Annotated in this window: 15 protein-coding genes; 11 read left to right on the top strand and 4 right to left on the bottom strand. The window is 60.5% G+C overall.

What is annotated here, in order from left to right; genetic code table 11:
* Positions 1-12 precede the first annotated feature (12 nt).
* Positions 13-615 (bottom strand): cupin domain-containing protein, encoded by a 603-nt coding sequence (locus OCK02_RS03130; protein WP_263812005.1) that lies wholly within the window; start codon positions 613-615, stop codon positions 13-15.
* Positions 616-755: 140 nt separating this feature from the next.
* Between OCK02_RS03130 and OCK02_RS03125 the strand changes: the two genes are divergently transcribed.
* The 8 genes from OCK02_RS03125 to OCK02_RS03090 all read left to right on the top strand — a co-directional run bounded on the left by OCK02_RS03125 (position 756) and on the right by OCK02_RS03090 (position 6,319).
* Positions 756-1,139 carry a cupin domain-containing protein gene (locus OCK02_RS03125; RefSeq protein ID WP_263812004.1) on the top strand — a complete coding sequence of 128 codons (384 nt, stop codon included), beginning with the start codon at positions 756-758 and terminating at the stop codon, positions 1,137-1,139.
* A complete protein-coding gene (locus tag OCK02_RS03120; protein ID WP_263812003.1) occupies positions 1,136-1,546 on the top strand; it encodes a cupin domain-containing protein in 411 nt (136 codons plus the stop codon). Before OCK02_RS03125 ends, OCK02_RS03120 begins: the two co-directional genes overlap by 4 nt.
* Positions 1,547-1,549: 3 nt before the next feature.
* Positions 1,550-2,395 (top strand): carbon-nitrogen hydrolase family protein, encoded by an 846-nt coding sequence (locus tag OCK02_RS03115; RefSeq protein ID WP_263812002.1) that lies wholly within the window; start codon positions 1,550-1,552, stop codon positions 2,393-2,395.
* A 59-nt stretch (positions 2,396-2,454) separates the two neighbouring features.
* Positions 2,455-3,060, top strand: a complete 606-nt coding sequence (locus tag OCK02_RS03110; protein WP_263812001.1) for a CoxG family protein — start codon at positions 2,455-2,457, stop codon at positions 3,058-3,060.
* A gap of 272 nt (positions 3,061-3,332) precedes the next feature.
* Entirely contained in the window at positions 3,333-4,181 is an 849-nt protein-coding gene (locus tag OCK02_RS03105; protein ID WP_263812000.1) for a cyclase family protein, read from the top strand.
* Between the two features lie 54 nt (positions 4,182-4,235).
* Positions 4,236-4,769 (top strand): carboxymuconolactone decarboxylase family protein, encoded by a 534-nt coding sequence (locus OCK02_RS03100; protein ID WP_263811999.1) that lies wholly within the window; start codon positions 4,236-4,238, stop codon positions 4,767-4,769.
* 193 nt (positions 4,770-4,962) lie between these two features.
* Positions 4,963-5,682, top strand: a complete 720-nt coding sequence (locus OCK02_RS03095) for a CoA transferase subunit A (RefSeq protein WP_263811998.1) — start codon at positions 4,963-4,965, stop codon at positions 5,680-5,682.
* Between the two features lies 1 nt (position 5,683).
* The gene (locus OCK02_RS03090; RefSeq protein WP_263811997.1) at positions 5,684-6,319 is read left to right on the top strand and encodes a 3-oxoacid CoA-transferase subunit B; all 636 of its coding nucleotides are present in this window, start codon (positions 5,684-5,686) and stop codon (positions 6,317-6,319) included.
* A 41-nt stretch (positions 6,320-6,360) separates the two neighbouring features.
* Here OCK02_RS03090 and OCK02_RS03085 read toward each other — a convergent pair whose 3' ends face one another.
* Entirely contained in the window at positions 6,361-7,305 is a 945-nt protein-coding gene (locus OCK02_RS03085; protein WP_263811996.1) for a PDR/VanB family oxidoreductase, read from the bottom strand.
* Between the two features lie 12 nt (positions 7,306-7,317).
* Positions 7,318-8,310, bottom strand: a complete 993-nt coding sequence (locus OCK02_RS03080; RefSeq protein WP_263811995.1) for an aromatic ring-hydroxylating oxygenase subunit alpha — start codon at positions 8,308-8,310, stop codon at positions 7,318-7,320.
* Positions 8,311-8,473: 163 nt separating this feature from the next.
* On the opposite strand from OCK02_RS03080, the gene OCK02_RS03075 reads away from it, so the two are divergent.
* From OCK02_RS03075 to OCK02_RS03060, 3 genes are all read left to right on the top strand, one after another.
* A complete protein-coding gene (locus tag OCK02_RS03075; protein ID WP_263811994.1) occupies positions 8,474-9,175 on the top strand; it encodes a cupin domain-containing protein in 702 nt (233 codons plus the stop codon).
* Between the two features lie 132 nt (positions 9,176-9,307).
* Complete coding sequence (locus OCK02_RS26195) at positions 9,308-10,237, top strand: quinone oxidoreductase family protein (protein ID WP_263817248.1); 930 nt, start codon at positions 9,308-9,310, stop codon at positions 10,235-10,237.
* A gap of 199 nt (positions 10,238-10,436) precedes the next feature.
* A complete protein-coding gene (locus OCK02_RS03060; protein ID WP_263811993.1) occupies positions 10,437-11,048 on the top strand; it encodes a cupin domain-containing protein in 612 nt (203 codons plus the stop codon).
* Between the two features lie 157 nt (positions 11,049-11,205).
* Here the strand turns inward: OCK02_RS03060 and OCK02_RS03055 are convergent, their stop codons facing one another.
* Positions 11,206-11,433 (bottom strand): hypothetical protein, encoded by a 228-nt coding sequence (locus OCK02_RS03055; RefSeq protein ID WP_263811992.1) that lies wholly within the window; start codon positions 11,431-11,433, stop codon positions 11,206-11,208.
* Positions 11,434-11,687: the final 254 nt, after the last annotated feature.

Here is an 11,687-nt window from a genome sequence, read left to right as displayed (position 1 = left end):
GGAATTGAACGATCAGTCGCGCGCCAAATTGATCCAGAGCGTGCGGGTCTTTTGCTCGCTGTTGTTCCAAAGCTTGTGCATGCGCGTCGACTTGTAGCTGATGAGGTCGCCCGACTGCAGCGTGTGTTCCTGGCCATCGACTTCAACGGTCAGTTCGCCGTCCAATATGAAGCCGTATTCAAAGCCCTCGTGGGAAATCGGCTTCTCGCTGTTGCCGGTGTGCGGCGCGTACTCGTTCACCGCAATCGAAAGCCCGTGGGCACGGTCATCCTTCAGGAGCCTTCGCACGACGTGTTGGGCCGTTTCGACGACCTTTGCCTCGTCTGAGCGAACCACCAGCTTCTCTTCGGTCTCGCTGTCATTGACCACAAGGTCCGACATCGAAACGCCCAGCGCGTTCGCAACGACGATCAGCGATCCGATCGACGGTGATGCGCGGCCGCGTTCGACAAGGCTCAGCATCGACGGGCTGAGGCCGGTAGCGTCACCCAGGGCCTGCAACGTCATTCCCCGCGTCTGGCGAGACTCGCGGATTTTCACCCCGATCGAGATCAGCGTCTGTTGTGCGCTTTCAGCGAGTTCATTGTCCTGCGCAGAAAATTCCACCGTATCCATACCCGCTACGACGCCCCCCTAGGATGTTCAGACGAACAAAATTTCCACCTGCGTTTAGTCGTTGACGCAAAGGATGTTTTTTGATTAGATTGAAATCAGTTTTTATACTTTTAAAAAAGGCCCTTCGAATGGATCAAACCGTGCGCGTCATCGACAGTGCTGCCGATTGCCCTGAGATACCCCTTGTCGACGGCAAGGGCAATGCAAAGGTCATTTTGTGGCCGGGCAACGGGGCGGAATTCCGCAGTATGCAGCTTTTCACGCTCGAGAAGGGCGATCGGTCGGTGCCGCTGAAGCACACGAACGATTGCGTCTATTACGTGATCGAAGGGGCCGGAACTGTCGAGAGCGTTCCGGAGAAGGTTTCGCAGCCCCTCGTCGAGGGCTCGATCATCCATATCGACTCCAACGATGAGTACCGGATTCTCGCCGGGGCCGACGGAATCCGCTTCCTCGGGGGGCCATGCCCTCCGGACGAGGCACTTTATGCAAACCTTTCGGCAGCCGGGAGATCCGCTGAATGACCATCCGTGTTTTCCACCGTGATCATCCGACATTGCGGCTTCCGCTTATTTCCAAGGACGCGCGGTTCATCGTGTGGCCGGGCGTGGGCGCCTGGAATGCGAATATGAACTATGTGCGCCTCGAGCCCGGAGAAGCGAACGTACCGCATATCCATACGCTGTCCGAAGACACGATCTTCATTCTCGAGGGTGAAGGGACGATCTGCGACTTTACAAACGACATCAAGCTGCCGTTCCATGCCGGCTGCGTCGTGCATGTGCCGGTCGGCGTCAAGCATGCCGTCTTCGCTGACCGCGACACACACATCGTCAGCGTCGGCGGGCCCGCCCCGGCAGACGTGCCACTCCTCAAGGCCGTCGGCGCGCTGTCGCAGGATGCGGTGCATTCCACTGCAGTTGGAGAATAGGCGATGACCCGTGTCGCGGCGATCCAGTTGACCGGCGGTCTTTACACACCGCAGGAAAACCGCGCTGCGGCGCGTTCGGCCATACTCGAAGCGGTCGATACCGGCGCGCGGCTCATCGTTTTGCCGGAACTCGCCATCTCGGGCTACGGTGCAGATCCGCAAGGTCTGCGGCAGGCAAGCGAGGCCGTCGACGGCGATACGCTTGCCGACTGGACCCGGATTGCGGCCCGACACAAGGTCTGGATTGCCGGTGGCTTTTGCGAGCGAGAGGAAGACAGGCTCTACAATTCGGCGATGCTGGTCGGACCGGAAGGGCTGGCCGGCCACTACAGGAAGCTGCATCTGTTCGACGCCGAGAAGGACGTCTTCACCCCGGGCGACAAGGGGCTGAGCGTCGTCGATACGGACGTGGGACGCATCGGAATGTGCGTCTGTTATGATCTCCGGTTCGTCGAGGTCGTTCGCGCGCTCGCCCTGCAAGGGGCGGATATCGTGGCGGTTCCGACAGCCTGGCTCGGCGGCTTTGATCCCAACCCGCGCGACGCGATGGGCTTTATCGGGCAAGCGCGCGGCGCGATGGTTCAGGCCAATCTCAATCAGGTCTACATGGTCTGTGCGTCACAGGGAGGGCGCGTGGCGAACCTGCGGTTCCTCGGATCGTCCATGATCGTTGATCCGTTCGGCGAGGTTCTCGCCGGTCCGTTGCCGGAAGAGGATACCCGCATCGTGACGGCCGAAATCAACGTCGATCGGCTGGCGGCAGCGCGTGTACGTTCGCCGCGAATTCGGCCGCGCGAGGACCGGAGAACCGACGTTTACGAGATCCGGATTGGAGGAAACAGCTACTAAGTCGACCAGAACAGCGCGTGCGGATGTCCTGCGCCTGAAGCTATAACGAGGTTGGAACAATGAAAATACATCAGGAATTCACCGTTGCACGCCCAATCGAGACCGTCTGGGCGTATTTCCAGGACGTTCCGAGCGTTGCCGCGTCGCTGCCGGGGGCCGAATACCTGGGTGAAAAAGACGGAAAACACCTTGGGAAAGTGACGTCGAAGGTCGGCCCCTTCCAGGCGAGCTTCGAAGGCGAGGCCACTATCGTATACAACGAAGCCAAGAAGTCGGTGCAGATGGAAGGCAAGGGCGTCGACAAGAAGGGCGCAAGCCGCGGCAAGATGGTGATGGCCTGCACGCTCGATAGCATCGGCGCCGGCACCAAGGTCGTGGTGGACTCGGATGTCCAGTTGTCGGGGACGATTGCACAATTCGGTCGAACCGGCCTGCTGACCGAGATTGCGAACGTGCTTGTCGCCGATTTCGTGCGTAACGCCGAGGCGGACATGGCTGCTCTTGCTGCGCCTGCGACAGCCGTTGATGGCGAAGTACCTCGCGCCGCATCCGCGCAACCTGCAGCACAGCATGCACGGCCGGCGTCGAAACCGATCAGCGGAACCACCCTGCTTCTGATGTCGCTCAAGGCATGGGTCCGGGGGTGGCTCAGAAAGAGCGCCTGATCCGGCCGCGCCGGGCTCCGCGGCAGGCGACAGAGGCCCCTTCCGAATGCGGGGCGCGCCGGCCGTCCGTCGGTAAGCCCGATCGAACCAGTCAAATTTGGCAGTGAGTCTGCATAGCGCGTCTCGCTCGAACCGGAAGGTTTGGGCGTAGCGCAACGGTGACGCACGTCGCGTCGCAAGAGAGATCCGGTCGCCAGGCCGATATCGAAGCAATCATCAGCCGGGGCCTCTGGTTTCGTCTCCGGCCAACACCAGCGAACGAGAGGTTCCAAATGAAGATCGTAGATATGACGCACCTGATGAACGTGCATACGCCGGGATGGGTCGGCTATGCCGGCAACAAGATGTACTACGCGCAGAACCTGCAGACCAAACAGATCGTCGCGCAGCGCATCGATACTGCCCTGCACGTCGGCACCCACATCGACGGCGCGATGCACGGTACCGACGGCATGGGCGACATGGCATCCTATGCCCTCGACTTCCTCGTCGGTCCGGGTGCCGTCGTCGACATCTCCCAGCACATGGACGACTGGGCAGTCATCACGCCCGAGATGATCGAGTCCGCTCCCGTCGAGGTCAAGGAAGGCGACATCCTGATCATCCACACGGGCTGGCAGCGCTATTGGGAAGGCAAGCCGGAGCAGGACCTGGTGCGCTACTTCTGCATGCATCCCGGCGGCAAGATCGAACTCCTGCAATGGATGCTCGACAAGAAGATCAAATGGTTCGGCATCGACTGCGGGTCGGGCGACCACGCCATGAACACCTCGATCCGCCATATGCGTCCGGATCTCGCCAAGCGCTTCGAGAAGAAGGTGGGCATGACCTGCGACGAATTTTTTGGCGAATACAGCTATGCCCACAAGAAGTCCGGCCGCGAGGTGACCGAGGACATCTTCCCCTTCCACGCCTATGCCTTCCAGGAAGGCCTGATCCACGCGGAAAACGTCGGCGGCGATATCGAGCTGATGCTGAACAAGCGCGCGATCATCGGCGCTTTCCCCTGGCGCTATGAGGGCCTCGAAGCGTCGCCCTGCCGTATCCTCGCCTTCGAAGGCATGGACGAGGCCGTCGAAGCCGTCGGCGACGCCGCGAAGGCCATCTTCAAGCGCTCCTGACCCCCTGCCCCGGAGGCTGCCTCGGCGCAGCCTCCGCTTTGAAAGAAGGCCATCATGCTCATCGGTGCAAAAGATATCGGGGAATTCACTCCGATCCAAAAACAGGCCTACGACCTGATCGCCTCGGGTCCACGCAAGGACGTCCCCTACCCCTTCCTGGCCATGCTAGATGTGCCCGGTCTGGCAAATGCGATCCAGGCAGTGGGAGCGGAAATCCGCTTTGCCGGCACGCTCAGCGATCAACTTCGCGAGGTTGCCATTCTCGCCACCGCCGGAGCGTTCGGATCCGGTTACGAGTGGGACTATCATGCGGCGATCGCGCGCCGTCTTTCGATGTCCGAGACGCTTATCAGTGCGACGCGGACGGGAGACACATCCCACCTGGGCGCCGACACCACCTCCCGCCTGATCATCGCGCTTTGCCGTTCGGCTGTCCTGGAGAGGCAGGTACCGAGCGAAACGTTGGCCAGCCTGGTGGACAGCCTGGGGCGAACCGGCGCAAGCGAGGTCGTCGCAATCGCCGGCTACTACCCCTTGCTGGCGCTCTTCCTTTCTGCCGGTGAGCTCGATCATCGGCTGCCGGAATAGGTCCGCCGCCTGGCGGTTCGACATGGCGCGTTCCGCCCGGGTGTCTGCTCGATTGCGCGCTGAACCTGCCGTCGTCTCTCTACATCCAAAGGCAAACACACGGGCGTGGCGGCAAGCCGGCCCGGTGGAGCCGTCCGGCAAATCCCCACAGAACCACAGACAGTCGAAACTCGATTGAGGAGGAGGAACCCAAGTGAACAAGGTGTATGTCGATGCGCAGCACGCGCTCGATGGGCTGCTGACGGATGGGATCACGCTGATGGCCGGGGGCTTCGGTCTCTGCGGCATCCCCGAGGATCTCATCGGCGCCATCCGCAAGGTCGGTGTTCGTCAATTGACGGTCATTTCCAACAATTGCGGCATAGACGGCGTCGGGCTCGGTGTCCTGCTGCAAAATGGTCAGATCAGGAAGATGATCTCGTCCTACGTCGGTGAAAACAAGACGTTCGAGCGCTTGTATCTGTCGGGCGAACTCGAGCTCGAGTTCAATCCGCAGGGCACGCTGGCCGAGCGCATCCGCGCCGGCGGAGCCGGCATCCCCGCGTTCTTCACGCGCACCGGCGCCGGGACGCTCATTGCCGAAGGCAAGGAGGAGCGTGAATTCGACGGCCAACGCTACGTCATGGAGACGGGCCTGAGAGCCGACGTTTCCATCATCAAGGCCTGGAAGGCCGACGAAGAGGGCAACCTCGTCTATCGCAAGACTGCCCGCAATTTCAATCCGATGATGGCGACGGCCGGGCGGGTCACGGTTGTTGAGGCCGAGCAGATCGTACCGGCCGGCAGCCTCGACCCCGACCAGATTCACACACCGGGCGTGTTTGTCCAGCGGATCGTCCGTTCCAGTGGCTACGAGAAGCGGATCGAACAACGCACGGTTCGCGGCACCCGACTGGCAGAGGAGATCGCTTGATATGGCCTGGACAAGGGAACAGATGGCAGAACGGGCAGCCCGCGAGCTGCGCGACGGCTTCTACGTCAACCTCGGGATCGGCATCCCGACGATGGTCGCCAACTACATTCCGCCGGGCGTCCGCGTCACGCTGCAGAGCGAAAACGGCATGCTCGGAATGGGCCCCTTTCCGTATACCGGCGAAGAGGACCCCGATCTGATCAATGCAGGCAAGCAGACGATCACCGAACTGCCGGGTAGCAGCTTCTTTTCGTCGGCTGACAGCTTCGCGATGATCCGTGGCGGGCACATCGATCTTTCCGTGCTCGGTGCCATGCAGGTCTCCGACAAAGGCGATCTGGCGAACTGGATGATCCCCGGCAAGATGGTCAAGGGAATGGGCGGCGCGATGGATCTTGTTGCCGGCGTGCGCAAGGTCGTCGTGGTGATGGAGCACAACGCCAGGGACGGAGCCGCCAAGTTCCTGCCGGCCTGCGACCTGCCCCTGACCGGCGTCGGCGTCGTCGACCTGCTCATTACCGATCTTGCGGTATTCGAGATCGATCGCGGCGAGAACGGCGCGAAACTGATCGAGCTTGCGGCCGGAGTGTCGCTGGACGAAGTCCGCGACAGGACAAGCGCACGCTTCGCCGCGTAGTCCGGGAATGTCGCCGCAGGCTTGCCTGCGGCGACATGATTTCAAAGGTCGAGGGTCAGGGAGGGGCTATTGGCGCGCGAGCAGCAAACCAGGATGTGCGTCTCGCGTTCTTCCGGGTTCAGGACCACGTCCCGGTGGTCTGCTTCACCTGCAAGAAGCCGCGTGATGCAGGTACCGCAGGTCCCTTCCTCGCAACTGAAGTCGACCTGGCATCCAGCCTCGAGCAGGACATCGAGAATGGTACGGTCGGCTGGCACGACGAGACGTTTCCCGGTTTTGCCGAGAACGACCTCGAAGGTGGGGTCGTCCTCCTTGTGAAGCTCGGCATTCGCGCTGAAGTGCTCAAATCGGACGTCAGCGGGCGGCAGATGGGCGGCTGACGCGGCAACGGCGGCCATCAATCCGGCCGGCCCGCAACAATAGACCTCCGATCCGGCTGCATCCGCCAACAGACCGCGGAGATCGAAAAGCTGGCCGCCGGCCGTACTGTCATGATGGACGATTACATCAACGCCAGTGTCCTTGAACAGGGCCAACTCGTCGAGGAAGGCGGCATCCTCCGGCGAGCGCGTCAAATACGCGATCGAAAAGGCCTGGCCGCTCCGCGTCAGCGCGCGGGCCATCGACAGGATTGGGGTGATGCCAATGCCGCCGGCAATCAGGATCCTGGAAACGTCGCGATCGGACAAGGCGAAGTGATTGACGGGATCCCTGATCTCAACGACGTCGCCCACATGAAGCGAGCGGTGCACTTCGGCCGATCCGCCGCGGCCGGCATCCTCCCGCTGAACGGCGATCACATAGCGATGACGCTCCGACGGATCGTTGCACAAGGAATATTGCCGTTCCCCCACCGACAATTTGACCGCGACATGCGCACCGGCGGTGAATGGTGGAAGGGAGGTGCCGCCGTCAAGCGGCACCAGTTCGTATAGCCGGATTCGGTTTGCGACCTCGCTAACCGTGCGAACCTTGACGGAAACCATGGTTCGCGTCCATCAATCCGGGATGTAGGCGTCGACGCCAGCCAGGGTCCGCAGCTTCCGCCGGTAGACAATGGCTGCCGCATCGGGGAACCGAAGATGCAACTCCTCCTTGACATCAAGCGGAATTTGCTCCGGACGTTGCTCTTCGACGATGACCTGATCCTGACCCATGACGGTGTCGAAGCCGCCGGTGAATTCCGCGTCGTCACGGTGCAACGAGTGGTTTCGGCTCACATACACGTAGATCCGCGTATGACGGTCGTCGATCGGACTGCAGATGAACGAAAGAATGGTAACGTCACCTTCCTTCGAGTCCGGTGAATCGGACCAGGTAGAACCGCCCTCGGCGGATACGACCGTCTTGCGATCGTGGACGATAAACGGGAAATCCACCGCATAGTTGCGAAGAAGATGACCGTCGTCATAAGCATACTGGAAGCCAGTTTCGGTGCCGTTGACTTCGTACGGCTTGATGATGGGACCGTCTGCAAGCTCGGTATAGCCGACATGGACGAAATTGAAGTGCGAGAAATCCATCGCGTTCTCGACGACACGACCGGCGGAGGCTTTCCAATCGTAGGCCTTGACGTAGCAGACCTTGTAGTCGTCCCGCTCGAACGCGTCGTCGGGCCAGGTGGGGAACGGAGCCTCTTCGGCAGCCATGCAAGCCCAGATCATGCCGTAGGCCTCGCGTGCATGAACGGCGATGGCGCGGGCCTTTGCCGGGATCGGCGCATCGGGAGCGAGCGACGGAATATGGACGCATGCGCCACTGCGGTTATAGGCCCAGCCGTGATACGGACAGACGATATTTCCACTCTCGTCGACGGTCCCGCCTGAAAGCGCAGCACCGCGATGAATGCAGAGATCCTTGAAGACTGCGACGCCTTCCTTCGACCGGAAGGCAACGAGTTTTTCGCCCAGGAGCATGAAGCGCGCCGGCTTGTTCGATACCTCTTCCGACCGGGCGATCGGGTGCCAATAACTTCCCAGTGTCTTTTCCATGCCATTCCCTCTACTGGTCTCTGATTTCAATATAATTCAAATTTATCGGCAGCGGCACGGGTGTCAATCAACGAATGTGGCGCAGGGAATATGAAACGGCACTCACCCACTAACCGATTTATAAATATAGCTTTTTATGTCGCGCCTGCCGATGATGGACCAAATGCAGGCCGGTGCGGTTTTGGCTTTTGTAAACATGGCCATCTTGATTTATAACTATTCAAGTTCAGCAATGCGGGGGACGGCAGGCATGGTCAATGTGGTTGAAGCCGGCGCCGTAGATGCAATTTTTCCGGAACAGCAACTGCGCTTGATGGGCGCGCGGATCAAACAGCAGCGACAGGCGCTCGACCTGTCGTTGACGACGTTGGCCGAGATGACCGGTCTGGGGCTTTCGACCTTGAGCCGGATCGAACATGGCACGCTTGCCCCGGGGTTCGTTACGCTCTTGGGACTCTGTCGGCATTTGAGGCTTCCGGTCGCTGAGGTGTTTAAGCCGGAACCGCAAGAAAGGCAGATCCTTGTTGCGACCAATCCCCTGCTCCCCAAGAATCTGCTGGCCCGCAAGGAGATCAGGTGCCTCTTGGATAAAAACGCCGAGGAAGGGGTTGCGATACTGAGCTATCTCTATCGTCCCGGCGCCGCAAGCAGCCCCCACCCCCTCACGCATCCGGGGTATGAATACGGCTACGTGGTCGAGGGTGAACTGACGGTCGAGATCGATGGAAGAAGCCACGTGTTGGAACCGGGCGATCTGATCGGATACGAATCCCGCCGACCGCATCGGACCATCAATCGCGGGCGCCGGATGTGCAGCGCAATCTGGCTGACCGCCTTCAATCGGAAACCTTCGCCACAGCGTTGACGGTGATGACCGGCGCGACGCGTATGTTTACATAACTCACAATTGGTATTGATATTTTAATAGTATTCAATATCTAAGAGGGCAGCCTGCCTTGTTTGTGAGCCGGGCTCTCGATTAGCTAGGAGTATTGCCATGCGTGCAGCCGTTCTTTCACAACCCGGCGGCCCCGATTTCGGTGACTTTGAAGATCCCAATCCGGCATCCGGGCAGGTGCTCGTCGACGTGAGCGCGGCTGCGATCAATCCGATCGACCTTATCCTGGCGCGCGGTCACGTCTCCGCTCCTGGTTTCACGCCGATCGTTCCCGGTCGTGAGGGCATCGGCCATGTCGGTGATCGCCGCGTCTATTTCTCCAGCATCGGCAATCCCTTCGGATCGATGGCAGCAAAAAGTCTCGCGACCGATGACCGGCTGATCGATGTTCCAGAGGGAATAAGCGATGGTGACGCGCTTTCGATGGGAATTGCCGGCCTCACGGCCTGGCTGTCGCTTTCCCATAGTGCCCGGCTCGAAAAGGGAGAACACGTCGTCATTCTTGGTGCAAGCGGAGCTGTCGGCCTGCTCGCGGTGCAAGCGGCGCGGCTCCTCGGGGCGGGGCGGATCGTCGCCGCCGCCCGGTCGCCGGAAGGCCTTCAGCGCGCAAAGGAAGCCGGCGCGGACGATGTTGTCCTGCTTCAGGATGGCGAGGATGCCGGTCACGATTTCCGACGCGCCGCAGCCGGCCGCATCGATGTCATCGTCGACCCGATCTGGGGGCCCTTTGCCGTTGCGGCCCTGCAGGTCGCATCGGCGGGCGCACGAATGATCCAGATCGGCAACAGTGCCGCGCAGCAGGTCGCCTTCAATCCGGCCTTCATGCGCATGGGCGAAAGGAAACTGCTCGGCTTCTCGAGCAGCGCGGTGTCGTCGGCCGAGCGTGCGGACCTGTTCAAGCGGCTCTGCGCTCACAAGCTAGCCGGCGAAATGGGTATCGACGTTGAAGAAATGCCACTTGCCGAGGTCGCTGCCGCCTGGGCAAAGCAGGCATCGTTCCCTTATAGAAAGCTCATTCTCAAAGTCTGAACCTTCAAAGCGAAACGGACGGGAAGCTGCACCGCCCTTTGGGGCGTGTGGCGCCCGAGCGTCGGACAACGGAAGGCCGCGGCCTCCATGGTGTGACGCGTCGCACTTCTATCCTTGTAAAATTGATTTTAATGTAATCAAAAACATGCTAATGCTCCGCACGAGCGGACTGTCCATGAGACAATTAACACGAGGCTTCATGCAAAATCTGGATGCTATCGGCCCCTCTCCAGCCAATGACGATCTGGCCGAAAGCGCCGCGCAGACTCTCCTTGCGATCGGGCTAAAGATCAGGGAGATCCGGCAAATGCGCGGGCTCACCCTTCAGGCACTCGCCGAGTCCACGAAACTCAGCCCCTCCATGCTCAGCCTGGTGGAACGCGGTCGCGCGTCCCCGTCCATCGGCACCCTGATCGTGGTCGCCAATGCCCTTGCCATCACGATGTCGGATCTTCTTCAGAGCGAGCCGGAAGCTGATGAAAGCCTGGTCGTCCGCGCAGATGAGGCAAAGATCGTCGAGACGGCCGAGCACGTGGTGCGCCGCCAGCTGAGAAGCGATCGCGATCACGGCATTACCATTGCCGTCAACGAATACGCCCCGCATACGGGGAGCAACGAGAAGCCGATCTCACACGAGGGCTTTGAATACGGCTACATCCTGGCGGGGCAGTTGACCGTCGAGGTGGACAGCCAGGAACATCACCTCTCGAAAGGTGACCTGATAAGCTACAAGTCGACCCGTCCGCACCGGATCTGGAACAACGGGGAAACCGTGACCAAGACGCTCTGGTTCAATCTCAACCGCGACTAGATCCCGAACCTGGGCCCGCAACGTCTTGTTCCGCTCTCGCATCCCGGAAAAATACTTTCCGACAGTAGCAGTCGGCGCAACGAGGTCGAGCCTGATGCCTTCATCCGGGCGATGCGCATCGCCCGGCAAGTTGTCGAGGCGGGACGTCCTCACCCCGTCACAGGTGGTAGGGGATATCCGGACGGGAAATGTCTCGGACGGCGCTCTCGATCTGCTTCCACCTGCGCACGTCAGGACCGGTGGCCTGTCGGGTCGATACCTTGCTGATACGAAGGGCCTCTTCGTTGCCGAACTGCAATACGAGACGGCGTGCGACGGAGTAACAACCTTCGTCCAGGACAAAGCTGGCCCGGATTCGCCGGCACCACTCGAGAAGATGATTCATTCGCGTTCCCCTTATTCGTTATTGTCAAATTTGAGCTGTATTCAATTCCATGTCAACAGAAATGAAATTACATCGCAGGGCAGACCAACTGCCGCAGCATTGGGCAGCGCCGCTTGGAACCGGTTGAGATGGAAGATAGGGCTCGCTCTGCCGGCGAAGAACCCGAGGCACGCGCGACAGACAGACGGCACAAGTAGCGGCCACCCGACCGGAAGTCACCAATCTCTTGCTTCCTCACCGCCGTTCCGGTCGGT

It is taken from the genome of Rhizobium sp. TRM96647 (assembly GCF_025780115.1).
In the GTDB taxonomy this organism is placed as follows: domain Bacteria; phylum Pseudomonadota; class Alphaproteobacteria; order Rhizobiales; family Rhizobiaceae; genus Mycoplana.
This window is presented reverse-complemented; position numbering and strand designations above follow the sequence as displayed.